We start from the raw sequence: 18,533 nt of genomic DNA on the forward strand, positions 1-18,533 counted from the left end.
TTCGACCCGGTCAGGCCTCGGCGCTGGTCGCGTCGATGCCCTCTTCGCGCCGGCGGGACTGCAGCGTCGACACCTTGATGCCGCGCCGCGCCGCGACGGAGCGCGGGCTGTCCTCGTGCTTGAGGGCGTCGAAGGTCGCCCGGATCATGTTGTAGGGGTTCGACGAACCGAGCGACTTGGCGACCACGTCCTGGACGCCGAGCGTCTCGAACACGGCGCGCATCGGGCCGCCGGCGATGATGCCGGTACCGGCCGGAGCCGCACGCAGGATCACCTTGCCGGCGCCGTGATGGCCGTTCACGTCATGATGCAGCGTGCGCCCCTCGCGGAGCGGAACACGCACCAGGCTGCGCTTGGCCGCCTCGGTCGCCTTGCGGATCGCCTCGGGGACTTCGCGGGCCTTGCCGTGGCCGAAGCCGACGCGGCCCTTCTGGTCGCCGACGACGACCAGGGCGGCGAAGCCGAAGCGCCGGCCGCCCTTCACCACCTTGGCGACGCGGTTGATGTGAACCAGCCGGTCGACGAATTCGCTGTCGCGTTCTTCACGCTCGCGGGTTGCCATAGTCAATCATCCTTGCCGCGCTGCACCGACGAAGGCGCGCGCTTGAGATCCCCGGAATGCCTCAGAAGTCGAGGCCGCCCTCGCGCGCAGCCTCCGCAAGCGCCTTGACGCGCCCGTGGTAGATGTAGCCGCCGCGATCGAACACGACCTGCTCGACGCCGGCCGACTTGGCCCGCTCCGCCAGGAGCTTGCCGACGACCTTGGCGGCTTCCACGTCGGCGCCCGTCTTGAGGGACCCCTTGAGGTCCTTCTCGAGGGTCGACGCCGAGGCCAGGGTCGCCCCGGCCACGTCGTCGATGATCTGGGCGTAGATGTTCTTCGAGGACCGGAACACCGAAAGGCGCGGACGACCGTTGGCCGCGGCCTTCACGGCACGGCGAACGCGGGCGCGACGGCGCTCCGTAGTAGACGCATGAGCCATGATGACCGCTCCTTACTTCTTCTTGCCTTCCTTGCGGAAGATCTTCTCACCGGCGTACTTGACGCCCTTGCCCTTGTAGGGCTCGGGGCCGCGGAATTCGCGGATCTCAGCCGCCACCTGGCCGACACGCTGCTTGTCGATGCCGGAGATGCTGATCTGATCCTGCTTCTGGCCGGCGACCGCGATCGTGATGCCTTCCGGCACCGGATAGATCACGTCGTGGCTGTAGCCGAGCGAGAGATTGAGGTTCTTGCCCGCGAGCGCCGCCTTGTAGCCGACGCCGTTGATCTCGAGCTTCTTCTCGAAGCCCTTGGAGACGCCGACGATCAGATTGGAGATCATCGTGCGCGACATGCCCCAGAGCGAGCGCGCCTGCTTGGACTCGTCGCGCGGCTTCACCGCGATGCCTTCGTCGCCCTTGGTGACCTCGACGAGGTCGTGCACCACGAACGACAGAGCGCCCTTCGGGCCCTTCACGTTGACGGTCTGGCCGGCAACCTCGGCATTGACGCCGGCGGGAACCGGGACCGCCTTCTTTCCGATACGAGACATGGATAAGGTCCTCTCCCGATCAGAACACGGTGCAGAGCACTTCGCCGCCGACATTCGAGTCGCGCGCGGCGTGATCGGCCATGACGCCCTTCGGGGTCGACAGGATGGTCACACCGAGGCCGTTGGCGACCCGCGGAATGTTGGCAACGGACGAATAGACGCGGCGACCAGGCTTCGAGACGCGCTGGATCGAGCGGATCACCGGCTCGCCGTCGTAATACTTGAGTTCGATCTCGAACTCCGACTTGCCGCCGTCGACATCGACGAGCTCATAGCCGCGGATGTAGCCCTCGGTCTTGAGAACGTCGAGCACGTTGGCGCGCAGCTTGGAAGCCGGGGTCAGAACCTTCGACTTGCGCCGCATCTGCGCATTGCGGATCCGGGTCAGCATATCGCCCAGGGGATCGGTCATGGTCATCGGGCGCTCCTCACCAGCTCGACTTCACGAGGCCCGGAATCATGCCCTGGTTGCCCAGTTCACGAAGCGCGAGACGCGACATCTTCAGCTTGCGGTAGAAGGCGCGCGGGCGGCCGGTCACTTCGCAGCGATTGCGGATCCGCACCTTGGCGCCGTTGCGCGGCAGCTGGGCGAGCTTCATCACCGCCTGGATGCGCACTTCCGGCGACGTCTCGCGGTCCATGACCACGGACTTCAGCTCCGCCCGCTTCTTGGCGAACTTGGCGGTCATCTTGCGACGCCGGTTGTTCTTCTCGATCGAACTCGTCTTGGCCATTTTGTCCTATCCTCTGCCGTAACGGCTCACTGACGGAACGGGAAGTTGAAGAGCTTCAGAAGCTCCCGAGCCTCCTCGTCCGTTTTCGCCGTCGTACAGACGATGATGTCCATTCCCCAGATCTGATCGACCTTGTCGTAGTTGATCTCCGGGAAAATGATGTGTTCCTTGACGCCCATGGCATAGTTGCCGCGGCCGTCGAAGCTCTTGGCGTTGAGGCCCCGGAAGTCCCGGACGCGCGGCAGCGCGATGGTCACGAGACGATCCAGGAACTCGTACATGCGGGTCTTGCGCAGGGTGACCTTGGCGCCGATCGGCATGTTCTCGCGAATCTTGAAGGTCGCGATCGCCTTGCGGGCGCGGGTCACGACCGGCTTCTGACCGGCGATCATCGCGAGATCCGCAGCCGCGACCGACGGCTTCTTGGAATCGCCGGTGGCTTCGCCGACGCCCATGTTCAGGACGATCTTGTCGAGGCTCGGCACTTCCATCGGGTTCTTGTACCCGAACTTCTCGATCATGGCCGGGCGCACCACTTCGTCATAGTGCTTGCGCAGCCGCGGCGCGTAGTTGACGACCTCAGCCATCGATCAGATCTCCCGAACGCTTGGCGAACCGGACCTTCCGCCCGTCGTCCAGAATCTTGAAACCGACCCGGGTCGCCTCGCCCGACTTCGGGTCGGCAACGGCCAGGTTGGAGAGGTGGATCGGCGCTTCCTTGCGGATGATGCCGCCCTCGTTGGCGCCCTGCGGCTTGGTGTGGCGCTGCACGACGTTGACGCCGCGCACCACGGCGCGGTCCTCGGTCGGCATCACCTGCAGGACCTCACCGGTCTTGCCCTTGTCGCGGCCCGAAAGCACGACGACCTTGTCGCCCTTCTTGATCTTCGCGGCCATCACAGCACCTCCGGCGCGAGCGAGAGAATCTTCGTGTGGTTCTTCGCGCGCAGTTCGCGCGGAACCGGTCCGAAGATGCGGGTCCCGATCGGTTCCTTCTGATTGTTGATCAGTACGGCGGCATTCCGGTCGAACCGGATCACCGAACCGTCGGGACGGGCGATGTCCTTGGACACACGCACCACCACCGCCTTCATCACGTCGCCCTTCTTGACGCGGCCGCGCGGGATCGCCTCCTTGACCGAGACGACAATGATGTCGCCCACGGTGGCGTACTTCCGCTTCGAACCGCCGAGGACCTTGATGCACATGACCCTCTTGGCGCCGGAATTGTCGGCGACATCGAGGTTAGTTTGCATCTGGATCATGACCGAACGCCTTTCTGATTATCTGAACGTGACGGCTCAGCCGGCCGCGCCGACCGGGCCGAGCACGACCCAACGCTTCTGCTTCGACATCGGCCGACCTTCCTCGATGGAGACGATGTCGCCCACCTTGTACTGATTGGTCTCGTCGTGCGCATGGTACTTCTTGGACCGGCGGACGGTCTTCTTCAGCAGCGGGTGGGTGAAGCGGCGCTCCACCTCGACCACGATCGTCTTGTCGTTCTTGTCGGAGACGACGACGCCCTGCAGGACACGCTTCGGCATGGTTTCGCCCTCCTTCAGACGCGCTTCTCGCGCAGCACCGTGTTGATCCGGGCGATGTCATGCCGGACCTCACGGACGCGCGCGGTATTCTCGAGCTGTCCGGTGGCCTTCTGGAAGCGAAGGTTGAACTGCTCTTTCTTCAGACGGGCGAGCTCGTCGCTGAGCTCGTCGGTCGTCTTGGTACGGATGTCGGACGCTTTCATGGCTCTCCCCAATCAGTCGGCGATGCGGGCCACGAAGCGGGTGCGGATCGGGAGCTTCGCCGCGCCGAGGCGGAGCGCCTCTTCGGCGGTCTCCAACGGCACGCCGTCGATCTCGAACAGGATGCGCCCGGGAGCGACGCGAGCCGCCCAGAATTCCGGTGCACCCTTACCCTTGCCCATGCGGACTTCGGTCGGCTTGGACGAAACCGGAACGTCCGGGAACACGCGGATCCAGACGCGCCCCTGGCGCTTCATCTGACGCGTGATCGCGCGGCGCGCGGCTTCGATCTGACGGGCGGTGACGCGCTCCGGCTCGAGGGCCTTCAGGCCGAACGAGCCGAAGTCAAGGTTGAAGCCGGCCTTCGAGGTACCGCGGATGCGGCCCTTGAACTGTTTCCGGAACTTCGTGCGCTTCGGTTGCAGCATCGTCGTTCTCTCTCGATTTCCTGTTCAACCGAAGCCGTCAGCCGGCCCGTTCGGCATCGCGATCGCCACGATCGCGGCCACGGCCACGGCCGCGACGGTCGTTGTCGCGATCCCGATCGCGACCGTCGCCACGCTCGCGGCGGCCGGTCTCCGGCTCGGAGGCGCGACGCTCGGAGGCCATCGGATCGTGCTCAAGGATTTCGCCCTTGAAGATCCAGACCTTGACGCCGCAGGTGCCGTAGGCGGTGATCGCCGTGGCGGTCCCGAAGTCGATGTCGGCGCGCAGCGTGTGCAGCGGCACGCGACCTTCGCGATACCATTCCAGACGCGCGATCTCCGCCCCGCCGAGACGGCCCGAGCAGTTGATGCGGATGCCTTCGGCACCGAGCCGCATGGCCGACTGCACGGCGCGCTTCATGGCGCGACGGAAGGCGACGCGACGCTCGAGCTGCTGGGCGATCGACGCGGCCACGAGGGTCGAGTCCGTCTCGGGCTTGCGCACCTCGACGATGTTGATGTGCACTTCGCTGTCGGTCAGGGCGGCGACGCCCTTGCGCAGACGATCGATGTCGGTGCCCTTCTTGCCGATCACCACGCCCGGACGGGCCGAGTGGATGGTGACGCGGCACTTGCGGTGCGGGCGCTCGATGACGACCTTGGAGACGGCGGCCTGCTTCAGCTCGGTCATGAGATACTTGCGGATCTTCATGTCTTCGTGGAGCAGCTTGCCGTACTCGCCCTTGCCGGCGTACCAGCGCGAGTCCCAGGTCCGGTTGATGCCGAGCCGCAGCCCGATCGGGTTGACCTTCTGTCCCATCAGGCGGACTCCACTTCGCGAACGACGATCGTCAGATGCGAGAACGGCTTCTCGACACGCCCGGCACGACCGCGGGCGCGGGCATGGAAGCGCTTCATCACCATGGCCTTGCCGACATAGGCCTGGCTCACCACCAGGCTGTCCACGTCGAGGTCGTGGTTGTTTTCAGCATTGGCGATCGCGCTTTCGAGCGTCTTCTTGACGTCGATGGCGATGCGCTTGTGCGAGAAGGTCAGTTCCGCCAGTGCGGTGGCGACCTTCTTGCCGCGGATCATGGAGGCGACGAGGTTGAGCTTCTGCGGGCTGACGCGGATGTTCCGCGCCACCGCCTGAGCCTCGTTGTCCTTGAGCGCGCGCTCGGCTTTCGGCTTGCTCATCGGTTACTTCCTCTTCGCCTTCTTGTCGGCCGCATGACCGTAGTAGGTCCGGGTCGGCGAGAACTCGCCGAACTTGTGGCCGACCATGTCCTCCGACACCAGCACCGGAATATGCTTGTGACCGTTATAGACGCCGAAGGTGAGCCCGACGAAGTGCGGAAGGATGGTGGAGCGACGGCTCCACATCTTGATAACTTCCGCCCGGCCGGAGGCGCGCGCCTTCTCGGCCTTCTTCAGGAGGTAACCGTCGACGAACGGGCCTTTCCAGACAGAACGAGCCATGGTTTAGATCAACCCTTCTTGGCGTGGCGCGAGCGGACGACGTACTTGTCGGTCGCCTTGTTCGAACGCGTCTTCTTGCCCTTGGTCGGCTTGCCCCAGGGCGTGACCGGATGCCGGCCGCCCGAAGTGCGGCCTTCGCCGCCGCCATGCGGATGATCGACCGGGTTCATCGCCACGCCGCGGTTGTGCGGGCGACGACCCAGCCAGCGCTGCCGGCCGGCCTTGCCGATCGAGGTGTTCATGTGGTCCGGGTTCGAAACCGCACCGACGGTGGCGAGGCAGGTGCCGTGGACCAGGCGCTGCTCACCGGAGTTGAGGCGCAGGATCACGTAGCCCTGGTCGCGGCCCACGATCTGAGCGAAATTGCCGGCCGAACGGGCGACCTGGCCGCCCTTGCCGGGCTTCATCTCGACATTGTGGACCAGCGTGCCGACCGGCATGTTGCCGATCGGCATGCAGTTGCCCGGCTTCACGTCGACCGACGGACCCGACACGACCGTGTCGCCGACCGCAAGGCGCTGCGGCGCCACGATGTAGCTCAGCTCGCCGTCCGCATAGCGGATCAGCGCGATGAACGCGGTCCGGTTCGGGTCGTACTCGAGCCGCTCGACCGTCGCCGGCACGTTGAACTTGCGCCGCTTGAAGTCGATGATGCGGTAGGACCGCTTGTGGCCGCCGCCGCGGAACCGGACCGTAATACGGCCGAGGTTGTTGCGGCCGCCCGTCTGATTGAGGCCCTCGGTCAGGGTCTTGACCGGCTTGCCCTTGTACAGGCTCGACCGGTCGACGATCACCAGCTGGCGGAGGCCGGGCGTGACGGGCTTGAAAGTCTTGAGCGCCATTGTGCGATACCCTTTTGGCTCAGAGGCCCGTCGTGACGTCGATGCGGTGCCCCTCGGCGAGGGTCACGATCGCCTTCTTCACGTCGTCCCGCTTGCCGACGAAGCCGCGGAAGCGCTTCACCTTGCCCTGCCGGACCAGCGTGTTGACCGCGGTCACCTTCACCTTGAACAGCGCCTCGACGGCGGCCTTGATCTCCGGCTTCGTCGCGGTGATGGCGACGTTGAAGACCACCTTGTTTTGCTCCGCCGCGATCGTCGCCTTTTCGGTGATGACCGGGGAACGGATGATGTCGTAGTGAGCGAGATTGATCATGATGCTCACGCCTCCACCCGGAACCGGGCCTCGATCGCGTCGACGGCGTCCTTGGTCAGGACCAGGGTCTGCCGGCGCATGATGTCGTAGACGTTGATGCCCTGGACGGGCAGCACGTCGACGTTCGGAATCGCGCGGGTGGCGAGGCCGAAATTGGTATCGACCTCCGCGCCCGTGATGAACAGGGCGTTGGCGAGACCGAGCTTGTCGAGCTGCGCCTTGACCGCCTTGGTCTTCGGAGCCTCGGCGGCCGCGGCCGCCAGGATCACGATGGCGCCCGTGCCCGCCTTGACCGAAAGCGCATGCTTCAGGCCGAGGGCGCGGACCTTCTTCGGCAGATCATGGGCGTGGCTGCGCACGACCGGGCCGTGCGACCGGCCACCGCCGCGGAACAGGTTGGCGCGCGCCGAGTGATGGCGGGCCGAACCGGTGCCCTTCTGCTTGTACATCTTCTTGCCGGTGCGGGCGATTTCGGCCCGGGTCTTGGTCTTGTGGGTGCCGGCCTGGCGCTTGGCGAGCTGCCAGCGCACGACGCGCTGAAGCAGATCGATGCGCGGCTCGAGCCCGAAGATCGCGTCCGACAGAGTGATGGTGCCGGCGTCGGCACCCTCGAGAGTCTTGACCGTGATTTCCATCACTCGGCCCCCTTCTCGGCAGTGGCCTCGGCGGCCGCGGTGGATGAGCGGAAGGCGCCCGGCAGCGGCAGGTTGGCCGGCGCAGCGCGCTTGACCGCGTCGCGCACCAGGATCCAGCCGCCCTTCGAACCCGGAACCGAGCCCTCGACCATGATCAGGCCGCGCTCGACATCGGTACGGACGACCTTCAGGTTCTGCGTGGTGACCCGCTCGTTGCCGAGATGGCCGGCCATCTTCTTGCCCGGGAAGGTACGACCCGGGTCCTGACGGTTGCCGGTCGAACCCGGCGAGCGGTGCGAGACCGAGACGCCGTGCGTTGCACGCAGACCGCGGAAGTTCCAGCGCTTCATGACGCCGGCGAAGCCTTTGCCGATCGACGTTCCCGTCACGTCGACGAACTGGCCGACGACGAAATGGTCGGCGGTGATCTCCGCGCCCACTTCGATCATCTTGTCCGGGTCGACCCGGAACTCAACGACCTTGCGCTTCGGCTCGACCGAGCCCTTGGCGAAGTGGCCGCGCATCGGGCGGCTCGTGTTCTTCACCTTGGCGAGGCCGGCACCCAGCTGCAGCGCCGTATAGCCGTTCTTCTCCTGGGTCCGATGAGCCACCACCTGACAGGCGTCGAGCTTCAGGACCGTCACCGGCACCTGCTCGCCCGACTCCATGTAGATGCGGGTCATCCCCAGCTTCGTTGCGATCACACCTGAACGCATGGCGTTCTCTCTATTGTTGCCGGAAACGTCACTGAACCGTGATGTCCCGTGTGTACGTCAGCAGAGGCTCCGACCGGGTCCGCCCAGAAGGAGCTTGGGGTCTCAGAGCTTGATCTCGACGTCGACGCCGGCGGCGAGGTCGAGCTTCATCAGCGCGTCCACGGTCTGCGGGGTCGGGTCGATGATGTCCAGGAGCCGCTTGTGCGTCCGGATTTCGAACTGCTCGCGGCTCTTCTTGTCGATGTGCGGCGACCGGTTCACCGTGAACTTCTCGATCCGCGTCGGCAGCGGGACCGGACCGCGGACATGAGCGCCGGTGCGCTTGGCCGTCGAGACGATCTCGCGCGTCGAGGCGTCCAGCACCCTGTGGTCGAACGCCTTGAGGCGGATTCGGATGTTCTGACCGTTCATTTCGGTATCCTCGAAGGTTCAGACGGGAAGCGGGGCGCGGCGGAACCGCGCGCCCCGCATTCCCGAACCGACATCAGGCGATGATCTTGGCGACGACGCCGGCGCCGACGGTGCGGCCGCCTTCACGGATGGCGAAGCGGAGCTTCTCCTCCATGGCGATCGGCACGATCAGCTCGACGACGAGCTTCACGTTGTCGCCCGGCATCACCATCTCGGTGCCTTCCGGCAGCTGGCAGACGCCGGTCACGTCCGTCGTGCGGAAGTAGAACTGCGGGCGGTAGTTCGAGAAGAACGGCGTGTGACGGCCACCCTCTTCCTTGGTCAGGATATAGGCCTCGGCCTCGAACTTGGTGTGCGGCGTCACCGAACCCGGCTTGCACAGCACCTGGCCGCGCTCCACGTCCTTGCGCTCGATGCCGCGCAGCAGCGCGCCGATATTGTCGCCGGCCTGGCCCTGGTCGAGCAGCTTGCGGAACATCTCGACGCCCGTGCAGGTCGTCTTGCGCGTCGGGCGGATGCCGACGATCTCGACTTCCTCGCCGACCTTCACGATGCCGCGCTCGACGCGACCCGTCACAACCGTGCCGCGGCCCGAGATCGTGAACACGTCCTCGACCGGCATCAGGAACGGCAGGTCGACCGGACGCTCCGGCTGCGGAATGTACGCATCGACGTTGCGCATCAGCTCCAGGATCGCGTCATGGCCGAGCTTCGCGTCGCCGTTGTTCAGCGCCTCGGTCGCAGAGCCCTTCACGATCGGAATGTCGTCGCCCGGGAAGCCGTAGCTCGACAGGAGCTCGCGCACCTCGAGTTCGACCAGCTCCAGGAGCTCGGCGTCGTCGACCATGTCGCACTTGTTCAGGAACACCACGATCGCCGGAACGCCGACCTGGCGGGCGAGCAGGATGTGCTCGCGCGTCTGCGGCATCGGGCCGTCGGCCGCCGACACGACCAGGATCGCGCCGTCCATCTGCGCCGCGCCCGTGATCATGTTCTTCACGTAGTCGGCGTGACCGGGGCAGTCGACGTGGGCGTAGTGACGGTTCTGCGTCTGATACTCGACATGCGCCGTGTTGATCGTGATCCCGCGCGCCTTCTCTTCCGGCGCCGCGTCGATCTGATCGTAGGCCTTGAACGTCGCGCCGCCCGTCTCAGCGAGCACCTTCGTGATCGCGGCCGTCAGCGACGTCTTGCCGTGGTCGACGTGACCGATCGTCCCGATGTTGCAGTGCGGCTTGTCGCGGTTGAATTTCTCTTTGGCCATCGGAGCCTCTCCGTGATCTCTCGTCTAGAGCGGCAGCAACCGCTCCTATCATCTGATTATCGTCGCAAGCTATGTCCGGACGGGGCAGATGTCCCGGCCGGTTCTTGCTCTAGCCGATCGGTCGGATCAGGCGAACTTCTTCTGGACTTCCTGTGCGACGTTCGACGGCACTTCTTCGTAGTGGTCGAACTGCATGGTGTAGCTGGCGCGACCCTGGCTCATCGACCGCAGGGTGTTGACGTAGCCGAACATGTTGGCGAGCGGCACCATGGCGTTGACGATCTGCGCGTTGCCGCGCGTATCGGTGCCGGCGATCTGGCCGCGCCGCGAGTTCAGGTCGCCGATGACGCCGCCGAGATACTCCTCGGGGGTCACGCATTCGACCTTCATGATCGGCTCGAGCAGAACCGGGTTCGCCTTCTGCAGGCCTTCGCGCAGAGCGGCGCGCGAGGCGATTTCGAAGGCGATCGCCGAGGAGTCGACCTCGTGATAGGCGCCGTCAATCAGCGCGACCTTCACGTCCACGACCGGGAAGCCCGCGATCGGGCCGGAGGTCATGACCGAGTTCAGGCCCTTTTCGACACCCGGGAAATATTCCTTCGGCACCGAACCGCCGATGATCTTCGATTCGAAGTGGAAGCCCGTGTTCGGCTCGCCCGGCTCGATCTGGAACTTGACGCGGGCGAACTGGCCCGTGCCGCCGGTCTGCTTCTTGTGGGTGTAGTCGATCTCGGTCGCGCGACGGATGGTCTCGCGATAGGCGACCTGCGGGGCGCCGACATTGACTTCGACCTTGTGGGTGCGCTTCAGGATGTCGACCTTGATGTCGAGATGAAGCTCGCCCATGCCCTTGATGATGGTCTGGCCGCTTTCCGAGTCCGTGGTGACGCGGAAGGACGGATCCTCGGCCGCCAGCTTGGCGAGCGCGACGCCCATCTTTTCCTGGTCGGTCTTGGTCTTCGGCTCGATGGCCATCTCGATGACCGGCTCCGGGAAGATCATCTTTTCGAGGATGACCGGCTTCGACGGATCGCAGAGCGTATCGCCGGTGCGGGTATCCTTGAGGCCGACCAGGGCGACGATGTCGCCGGCGAAGGCCTCGGTGATGTCTTCACGGTTGTTGGCGTGCATGAGAACCATGCGGCCGACGCGCTCGTTCTTCTCGCGCACCGTGTTCAGGAGCGTGACGCCCTTCTCGAGCTTGCCCGAGTAGATGCGGCAGAAGGTCAGGACGCCGTACTGGTCGTCCATGAGCTTGAAGGCCAGCATCGACAGCGGCTCGGCGTCGGACGACTTGCGGTCGGTCTCTTCGCCGGACTTCACGTCGATGCCCTTGATCGCCGGGCGATCGAGCGGGGACGGCAGATAGTCGACGACCGCGTCGAGCATCGGCTGCACGCCCTTGTTCTTGAAGGCGGAGCCGCACATCACCGGATAGAAGGCGCCGGTCAGCACCGCCTTGCGGAGCAGACGCTTGATGGTCGCCTCGTCGGGCATCTCGCCTTCGAGATACTGTTCCATCGCGGTCTCGTCGAGATCGACGCAGGCCTCGATCATCTCGATGCGCGCGGCCTCGGCCTTCTCGACCAGGTTGGCCGGGATTTCGACATCGGAGAACTTCGCGCCGAGCGACTCGTCCGCCCAGACGACGCCCTTCATGCGGACCAGGTCGACGATGCCCTTGAAGTCGCTTTCAGCGCCGATCGGCAGCTGGATGGCGACCGGCTTGGCGCCGAGACGGACCTTGATGTCGTTGATGCAGCGGTCGAAGTCCGCGCCGACCTTGTCCATCTTGTTGCAGAACACGACGCGCGGCACGTTGTACTTGTCGCCCTGGCGCCACACGGTCTCGGTCTGCGGCTCGACGCCCTGCGAGGAGTCCAAAACGCAGACGGCGCCGTCGAGCACGCGGAGCGAACGCTCGACTTCGATGGTGAAGTCGACGTGGCCGGGGGTGTCGATGATGTTCAGGCGCTTGCCGTTCCAGAAGGTCGTGGTCGCGGCCGACGTGATCGTGATGCCGCGCTCCTGCTCCTGTTCCATCCAGTCCATGGTGGCCGCGCCCTCATGGACTTCACCGATCTTGTGCGACTTGCCCGAGTAGTAGAGCACGCGCTCGGTCGTCGTGGTCTTGCCGGCGTCGATGTGCGCCATGATACCGAAATTTCGGTAGTCTTCGAGGGCGTAGGTGCGGGCCATGTCGAAACCTCGTCGGAAGAGCAGAAAGAAGGATCACCAGCGATAGTGGGAGAATGCGCGGTTCGCATCCGCCATGCGGTGAGTATCCTCCCGCTTCTTCACCGCGTTACCGCGGTTGTTCGATGCATCGAGCAGCTCGGCAGAGAGGCGCTCGGTCATCGTCTTTTCGTTGCGGCCGTTGGAGGCGGTCAACAGCCAGCGGATCGCCAGCGCCTGGCGACGCTCCGGACGAACGTCGACCGGGACCTGGTAGGTCGCGCCGCCGACGCGGCGGGACCGCACCTCGGTGTGCGGCATGACGTTCTCGAGCGCCTGATGGAAGATCGACACCGGGTCCTGCCGGGTCTTCTTCTCGATGATGTCGAAGGCGCCATAAACGATGGTCTCGGCGACCGACTTCTTGCCGTCGCGCATGACGTTGTTCATGAACTTCGAAACGACGTTGTCGCCGAACTTCGGATCCGGCTGGATTTCGCGCTTCTCGGCACTGTGACGACGGGACATGGACAGAATTCCTCGGTCGTAAGACAAGACGAGGGGGCGGGAGACCGGCGGCTCGCCAGAGCCCAGCGGCGATCTCCGCCCCCGTTTCAGATCACTTCGGACGCTTGGCGCCGTACTTCGAGCGCCGCTGCTTGCGGTCCTTGACACCCTGGGTGTCGAGCACGCCGCGCAGGATGTGATAGCGCACGCCGGGAAGGTCCTTGACGCGGCCGCCGCGGATCATCACCACCGAGTGTTCCTGAAGGTTGTGGCCTTCACCCGGGATGTAGCCGATCACTTCGAAGCCGTTGGTCAGGCGAACCTTGGCGACCTTGCGGAGCGCCGAGTTCGGCTTCTTCGGCGTGGTCGTGTAGACGCGCGTGCAAACGCCGCGCTTCTGCGGGCAGGCCTCGAGATGGCGGGCCTTTTCCCGGTACACGGGCGCAACGCGCGGCTTGCGGATCAGCTGGTTGATCGTCGGCATGCGTCTTCTCTACCTCGTCTGCGCCCTTACGGGACGCGATCGCAATTCGCCTCAGGCCCACCCGTCAGGGTTCGCCGCTCGCACCTCTTGCCGCCAGCGCTGCGAATCCGATTCGCTCGCGACAACGACGACAAGCACCGGGCTGCGGACTTTACGTCCGCGCTCGGCGCGAAAAGTCAGAGGACCGGAACGGCTAAACCGCTCGGGTCATGATCCTCGGCTTTCCTAGGTCACGGTTTCGCGAGAGCGTCTCGGTGCCATTGTTCGAGTGCATTGGACTCACTCGATCACGGGCTACCGACGGGCCTGCCGCGAAAGTGGGCGGAACATAGGAGGGTCGTCCGTCGCAGTCAAGCCATCTCTGGGGCAAAAGAGCCGGAAAGCCGCGCTTTCCGCGATCCCGCCCCCCCGCCGCCACCCCGCTTCGGAGCCCGCCGGGCGCCCCGACGCGATGCCCTTGCATCCAATCCGATGCCGCAGCGGCAGTGGGCCGTCCGGGCCGAAGCGTCCCGGCCGGCTTCGTCCGATGGCTTCGGATCCCGCGACAACATCCTGTTGCAACGGGCATTCCGCCGGACCGGCCCGGACCGGGCTGCGCCGAGATCCGGCACCGCCGCCACAGTCGCTGGCGTTTGATCACGGGTCAGACCGCCTGCTGGTCCGGCATAAGCCAGCGACGGCGGGCCGCCGCCATGCAGAATCGGCGACCGAGCCCCCGCACCGTCGTCGGGACCGCATCGGCAGGGTCGTCCGGCCGCGCGGATGCCGCGGCCCTTTGACGATTCGTCCCGTGCGGTCCGGTGACCGGGCCGCCGAGTCGGTCGGTTGGCCGGGCGGCCGGCCCCAGGGCAGCCCGAATGCTCCGAACGACAAAAAGCAGGGGCCGCGGATTGCGCCGCGGCCCCTGCCCTCATGCCTTGGTCCGGGCAAAGCCCGTGCGGATCACTCCGCCGCGGGCAGCGCGATGGCCGGCTGTTCGCCGGTGCCGGCGGGCTGCTGGCCCTTGCGCTCCTCGAGGATGAGATCGTCGCGATGGGTGGCGATCGAGCGGATCTTGCTCATCACCGAACCCGTGCCGGCCGGGATCAGACGGCCGACGATGACGTTCTCCTTGAGGCCTTCCAGGTTGTCGGCCTTGCCGGCGACCGCGGCCTCGGTGAGGACGCGGGTGGTCTCCTGGAACGACGCGGCCGAGATGAACGACCGGGTCTGCAGCGAGGCCTTGGTGATGCCGAGCAGCACGGGCACCGCGGAGGCCGGCTTCAGCCCTTCGGAGACCAGCTTCTCGTTCATCGCGTCGAACTCGATCTTGTCGATCTGTTCGCCGTTGATCAGTTCCGGGCTCTCGCCGGCATCGGTGACCTCGACCTTCTGCAGCATCTGGCGAACGATCACCTCGATGTGCTTGTCGTTGATCACCACGCCCTGCAACCGGTAGACTTCCTGGATCTCGTTGACGAGGTAGGCGGCCAGCGCCTCCACGCCCTTGATCGCCAGGATGTCGTGCGGCGCCGGATTGCCGTCGAGGATGAAGTCGCCCTTCTCGATGATGTCGCCATCCTGCAGATGGACGTGCTTGCCCTTCGGGATCAGATATTCCCGCGGCTCGAGCGAAGCGTCGGACGGCTCGATGATGATCCGGCGCTTGTTCTTGTAGTCCTTGCCGAAGCGCACGGTGCCGTCGATCTCCGCGATGATCGCGTGATCCTTCGGACGCCGGGCCTCGAACAGTTCGGCGACGCGCGGCAGACCGCCGGTGATGTCGCGGGTCTTGGCGCTTTCGAGCGGGATACGGGCGATGACATCGCCCGCCCGGATCGGAGCGCCCGGTTCGACCGACAGGATCGCCTCGACGGCCAGCATGTAGCGGGCCTCGCCGCCGCGCGACAGGCGCAGGATCTTGCCGTCCTGGCCCTTCACGACGATCGCCGGCTTGAGGTCGGCCGTGCGGCTGGAGCCGCGCCAGTCGATGACCACGCGCTTGGTGATGCCGGTCGCCTCGTCGGTCGATTCCTGGATCGACTGGCCGTCGATCAGATCCTCGTAGCCGGCGACGCCGTCCAGTTCGGAGATGACCGGACGGGTATAGGGGTCCCATTCGGCGATACGCTGGCCGCGCTTCACCTTGTCGCCGTCGTCGACGAACAGGCGCGAACCGTAGATCAGGCGATGGGTCGCCCGCTCCGAACCGTCCTGGTCGACGACCACGACGACCAGGTTGCGGCCCATCACGATGATCTTGCCGTCGCCATCGCGCACGACATTGCGGTTGCGGATGCGGATCGTGCCTTCGAAGTTCGATTCGACGAAGGACGAGTCCACCACCTGCGCGGTGCCGCCGATGTGGAAGGTGCGCATGGTGAGCTGGGTGCCCGGCTCGCCGATCGATTGCGCCGCGATGACGCCCACGGCTTCGCCCATGTTGACGGGCGTGCCGCGCGCGAGGTCGCGACCGTAGCACTGCACGCAGACACCGATCTTGGTGTCGCAGGTCAGCACCGACCGGATGCGCACCGACTGGATGCCGGCCGCCTCGATCCGCTTCACGTCGGCTTCCGCGATCAGCTGGTTCTTGCCGATCACGACCGCCCCGGTGTTCGGGTCGACCAGATCCTCGGTCGTGACGCGACCGAGGATGCGCATGCCGAGCGAGGCGATCACCTGGCCGGCATCGAGCACCGCCTGGACGCGGATGCCCTGATCGGTACCGCAATCCTGCTCGGTGATGATGCAGTCCTGGGCCACGTCGACGAGGCGGCGGGTCAGGTAGCCCGAGTTCGCCGTCTTCAGCGCGGTGTCGGCCAGACCCTTACGGGCGCCGTGGGTCGAGTTGAAGTACTCGAGCACGGTCAGGCCTTCCTTGAAGTTCGAGACGATCGGGGTCTCGATGATCTCGCCCGACGGCTTGGCCATCAGGCCGCGCATGCCGGCGAGCTGCTTCATCTGGGCCGGAGAGCCGCGGGCGCCCGAGTGGCTCATCATGTAGACCGAGTTGATCGGACGCTGGCGGCCGTCATCGTCCTTATGCACCGCGGAGATGCGCTTCATCATCTCCTCGGCGACGCGGTCGGTGCACTTGGCCCAGGCGTCGACGACCTTGTTGTACTTCTCGCCCTGCGTGATCAGGCCGTCCTGGTACTGCTGCTCGAACTCCTTGGCGGCGGCCTGGGTGTCCTCGACCAGCTTGGCCTTGGTGTCAGGGATGACCATGTCGTCCTTGCCGAACGAGATGCCGGCCTTGAAGGCATGGTAGAAGCCGAGCGACATGATCCGGTCGCAGAAGATCACCGTCTCCTTCTGTCCGCAGGCGCGGTAGACCGCGTCGATCATGCCCGAGATGGTCTTCTTGGTCATGAGCTGGTTGCAGACATCGTACGGGACGGCATGATGCTTCGGCAGCAGGTTGCCGATCAGCATGCGGCCGGGCGTCGTCTCGTAGATCTTGGAGGTGCGGTTGCCCTCCTTGTCGACGCCGAAATACCGGCCGCGCACCTTGGTGTGCAGCGTGATCGCCTTGGCCTCGAGCGCATGATAGAGCTCGCCGAGGTTCGAGAAGGCCATGCCCTGGCCCGGCTCGTTCTCCGCCATGATCGACAGATAGTAGAGGCCGAGCACGATATCCTGCGACGGCACGATGATCGGCAGACCGTTGGCCGGGTGCAGGATGTTGTTGGTCGACATCATCAGCACGCGCGCTTCGAGCTGGGCTTCCAGCGAGAGCGGCACATGCACGGCCATCTGGTCGCCGTCGAAGTCGGCGTTGAAGGCGGTGCAGACCAGCGGATGCAGCTGGATCGCCTTGCCTTCGATCAGGACCGGCTCGAAGGCCTGGATGCCGAGGCGATGCAGCGTCGGCGCCCGGTTCAGCATCACCGGATGCTCGCGGATGACCTCGTCCAGGATGTCCCAGACCTCGGGACGCTCCTTCTCGACCAGCTTCTTGGCCTGCTTGACGGTCGACGACAGGCCCTTCGCGTCGAGACGCGAATAGATGAAGGGCTTGAACAGCTCGAGCGCCATCTTCTTCGGCAGGCCGCACTGGTGCAGCTTGAGCTCCGGACCGACGACGATGACCGAACGGCCCGAATAGTCGACGCGCTTGCCGAGCAGGTTCTGGCGGAACCGGCCCTGCTTGCCCTTCAGCATGTCGGCGAGCGACTTCAGCGGCCGCTTGTTGGCGCCCGTGATGACGCGGCCGCGGCGGCCGTTGTCGAACAGCGCGTCGACGGCCTCCTGCAGCATGCGCTTTTCGTTGCGGATGATGATGTCCGGCGCGCGCAGTTCGATCAGCCGCTTGAGGCGGTTGTTGCGGTTGATGACGCGACGGTAGAGGTCGTTCAGGTCGGAGGTCGCGAAGCGGCCGCCGTCGAGCGGCACCAGCGGACGCAGGTCCGGCGGGATGACCGGGACGACGGTCAGGATCATCCATTCGGGCTTGTTGCCGGAATCGATGAAGGATTCGATCAGCTTCAGCCGCTTGGCGAGCTTCTTCGGCTTCAGCTCGCCGGTGGCCTCGGCGATCTCCTGGCGCAGGGTCTCGGTCAGCTTGGGCAGGTCGAGCGAGGCGAGCAGGTCGCGGATGGCCTCCGCGCCGATCATCGCCGTGAAGCTGTCCTCGCCATATTCGTCCTGCGCCTTGACGAACTCCTCCTCCGAGAGGAGCTGGTGCAGCTTGAGCGGGGTCAGGCCCGGCTCGGTGACGACATAGTGCTCGAAATAGAGGATGCGCTCGAGGTCCTTGAGCGTCATGTCGAGCAGCATGCCGATGCGGCTCGGCAGCGACTTCAGGAACCAGATATGGGCGACCGGGGCGGCCAGCTCGATATGGCCCATGCGCTCGCGCCGGACGCGCGACAGGGTCACTTCGACGCCGCACTTCTCGCAGATGACGCCCTTGTACTTCATGCGCTTGTACTTGCCGCACAAGCACTCGTAATCCTTGATCGGCCCGAAGATCCGCGCGCAGAACAGACCGTCCCGCTCCGGCTTGAAGGTCCGGTAGTTGATCGTCTCCGGCTTCTTGATCTCGCCGTACGACCAGCTCAGGATCTTTTCCGGGCTGGAGATCGAAATCCGGATGGCGTCGAAGGTCTGGGCGACCGTCGCCTGCGGATTGAAGATGTTCATGACTTCTTGATTCATCGGCCGTTTCTCCTGCGGGGCACCGGACGCGTGGCCAGTCGCACCGGCATCCCGCCAAAGGAATTCCATTTCAGCCAAACACATACAGACCGGGTGAGGCGGAACCGCGGCGGCAGCGCGGCA

The 18,533-nt window shown here is 65.3% G+C and carries 24 protein-coding genes; all 24 read right to left on the reverse strand.

Annotated features, from left to right (window positions below):
• Positions 1-10: 10 nt before the first annotated feature.
• The 24 genes from rpsE to rpoC all read right to left on the reverse strand — a co-directional run bounded on the left by rpsE (position 11) and on the right by rpoC (position 18,410).
• On the reverse strand, positions 11-562 hold the full coding sequence (rpsE, locus tag ABB55_RS03825) for a 30S ribosomal protein S5 (RefSeq protein ID WP_054357628.1): 552 nt from the start codon (positions 560-562) through the stop codon (positions 11-13).
• Between the two features lie 61 nt (positions 563-623).
• On the reverse strand, positions 624-983 hold the full coding sequence (gene rplR / locus ABB55_RS03830) for a 50S ribosomal protein L18 (protein WP_054357629.1): 360 nt from the start codon (positions 981-983) through the stop codon (positions 624-626).
• A 12-nt stretch (positions 984-995) separates the two neighbouring features.
• On the reverse strand, positions 996-1,535 hold the full coding sequence (gene rplF / locus ABB55_RS03835) for a 50S ribosomal protein L6 (protein ID WP_054357630.1): 540 nt from the start codon (positions 1,533-1,535) through the stop codon (positions 996-998).
• A 19-nt stretch (positions 1,536-1,554) separates the two neighbouring features.
• Entirely contained in the window at positions 1,555-1,953 is a 399-nt protein-coding gene (rpsH, locus tag ABB55_RS03840) for a 30S ribosomal protein S8 (RefSeq protein ID WP_054357631.1), read from the reverse strand.
• A gap of 10 nt (positions 1,954-1,963) precedes the next feature.
• Positions 1,964-2,269, reverse strand: a complete 306-nt coding sequence (rpsN, locus tag ABB55_RS03845; protein WP_054357632.1) for a 30S ribosomal protein S14 — start codon at positions 2,267-2,269, stop codon at positions 1,964-1,966.
• 26 nt (positions 2,270-2,295) lie between these two features.
• Positions 2,296-2,856, reverse strand: a complete 561-nt coding sequence (gene rplE / locus ABB55_RS03850) for a 50S ribosomal protein L5 (protein ID WP_054357633.1) — start codon at positions 2,854-2,856, stop codon at positions 2,296-2,298.
• Positions 2,849-3,166 (reverse strand): 50S ribosomal protein L24, encoded by a 318-nt coding sequence (gene rplX / locus ABB55_RS03855; protein ID WP_054357634.1) that lies wholly within the window; start codon positions 3,164-3,166, stop codon positions 2,849-2,851. Before rplX ends, rplE begins: the two co-directional genes overlap by 8 nt.
• Positions 3,166-3,534 carry a 50S ribosomal protein L14 gene (rplN, locus tag ABB55_RS03860; RefSeq protein ID WP_054357635.1) on the reverse strand — a complete coding sequence of 123 codons (369 nt, stop codon included), beginning with the start codon at positions 3,532-3,534 and terminating at the stop codon, positions 3,166-3,168. The genes rplX and rplN overlap by 1 nt, the downstream gene beginning before the upstream one ends.
• Before the next feature lie 36 nt (positions 3,535-3,570).
• Positions 3,571-3,816, reverse strand: coding sequence for a 30S ribosomal protein S17 (gene rpsQ, locus ABB55_RS03865; RefSeq protein ID WP_054357636.1), 246 nt, complete (start codon positions 3,814-3,816; stop codon positions 3,571-3,573).
• Positions 3,817-3,830: 14 nt separating this feature from the next.
• Positions 3,831-4,019, reverse strand: coding sequence for a 50S ribosomal protein L29 (rpmC, locus tag ABB55_RS03870; RefSeq protein ID WP_054357637.1), 189 nt, complete (start codon positions 4,017-4,019; stop codon positions 3,831-3,833).
• A 12-nt stretch (positions 4,020-4,031) separates the two neighbouring features.
• Complete coding sequence (gene rplP, locus ABB55_RS03875) at positions 4,032-4,445, reverse strand: 50S ribosomal protein L16 (protein ID WP_054357638.1); 414 nt, start codon at positions 4,443-4,445, stop codon at positions 4,032-4,034.
• A 37-nt stretch (positions 4,446-4,482) separates the two neighbouring features.
• On the reverse strand, positions 4,483-5,262 hold the full coding sequence (gene rpsC / locus ABB55_RS03880; protein WP_054357639.1) for a 30S ribosomal protein S3: 780 nt from the start codon (positions 5,260-5,262) through the stop codon (positions 4,483-4,485).
• The gene (gene rplV, locus ABB55_RS03885; RefSeq protein WP_054357640.1) at positions 5,262-5,639 is read right to left on the reverse strand and encodes a 50S ribosomal protein L22; all 378 of its coding nucleotides are present in this window, start codon (positions 5,637-5,639) and stop codon (positions 5,262-5,264) included. Before rplV ends, rpsC begins: the two co-directional genes overlap by 1 nt.
• A gap of 3 nt (positions 5,640-5,642) precedes the next feature.
• The gene (gene rpsS / locus ABB55_RS03890; protein ID WP_054357641.1) at positions 5,643-5,921 is read right to left on the reverse strand and encodes a 30S ribosomal protein S19; all 279 of its coding nucleotides are present in this window, start codon (positions 5,919-5,921) and stop codon (positions 5,643-5,645) included.
• Between the two features lie 8 nt (positions 5,922-5,929).
• Entirely contained in the window at positions 5,930-6,763 is an 834-nt protein-coding gene (gene rplB / locus ABB55_RS03895) for a 50S ribosomal protein L2 (RefSeq protein WP_054357642.1), read from the reverse strand.
• A gap of 19 nt (positions 6,764-6,782) precedes the next feature.
• A complete protein-coding gene (locus tag ABB55_RS03900) occupies positions 6,783-7,076 on the reverse strand; it encodes a 50S ribosomal protein L23 (protein ID WP_054361821.1) in 294 nt (97 codons plus the stop codon).
• A gap of 5 nt (positions 7,077-7,081) precedes the next feature.
• Positions 7,082-7,711 carry a 50S ribosomal protein L4 gene (gene rplD / locus ABB55_RS03905; RefSeq protein ID WP_054357643.1) on the reverse strand — a complete coding sequence of 210 codons (630 nt, stop codon included), beginning with the start codon at positions 7,709-7,711 and terminating at the stop codon, positions 7,082-7,084.
• A complete protein-coding gene (gene rplC, locus ABB55_RS03910; RefSeq protein WP_054357644.1) occupies positions 7,711-8,427 on the reverse strand; it encodes a 50S ribosomal protein L3 in 717 nt (238 codons plus the stop codon). Before rplC ends, rplD begins: the two co-directional genes overlap by 1 nt.
• Before the next feature lie 102 nt (positions 8,428-8,529).
• Positions 8,530-8,838, reverse strand: a complete 309-nt coding sequence (gene rpsJ, locus ABB55_RS03915) for a 30S ribosomal protein S10 (RefSeq protein ID WP_054357645.1) — start codon at positions 8,836-8,838, stop codon at positions 8,530-8,532.
• Between the two features lie 73 nt (positions 8,839-8,911).
• A complete protein-coding gene (gene tuf, locus ABB55_RS03920; protein WP_054357646.1) occupies positions 8,912-10,102 on the reverse strand; it encodes an elongation factor Tu in 1,191 nt (396 codons plus the stop codon).
• 126 nt (positions 10,103-10,228) lie between these two features.
• On the reverse strand, positions 10,229-12,301 hold the full coding sequence (fusA, locus tag ABB55_RS03925) for an elongation factor G (RefSeq protein ID WP_054357647.1): 2,073 nt from the start codon (positions 12,299-12,301) through the stop codon (positions 10,229-10,231).
• 33 nt (positions 12,302-12,334) lie between these two features.
• Entirely contained in the window at positions 12,335-12,805 is a 471-nt protein-coding gene (gene rpsG / locus ABB55_RS03930; RefSeq protein WP_054357648.1) for a 30S ribosomal protein S7, read from the reverse strand.
• Positions 12,806-12,896: 91 nt separating this feature from the next.
• Positions 12,897-13,268, reverse strand: coding sequence for a 30S ribosomal protein S12 (gene rpsL / locus ABB55_RS03935; protein WP_054357649.1), 372 nt, complete (start codon positions 13,266-13,268; stop codon positions 12,897-12,899).
• A 942-nt stretch (positions 13,269-14,210) separates the two neighbouring features.
• Positions 14,211-18,410 (reverse strand): DNA-directed RNA polymerase subunit beta', encoded by a 4,200-nt coding sequence (rpoC, locus tag ABB55_RS03940; RefSeq protein WP_054357650.1) that lies wholly within the window; start codon positions 18,408-18,410, stop codon positions 14,211-14,213.
• Positions 18,411-18,533 lie beyond the last annotated feature (123 nt).

Source organism: Prosthecodimorpha hirschii (genome assembly GCF_001305515.1).
GTDB lineage: Bacteria > Pseudomonadota > Alphaproteobacteria > Rhizobiales > Ancalomicrobiaceae > Prosthecodimorpha > Prosthecodimorpha hirschii.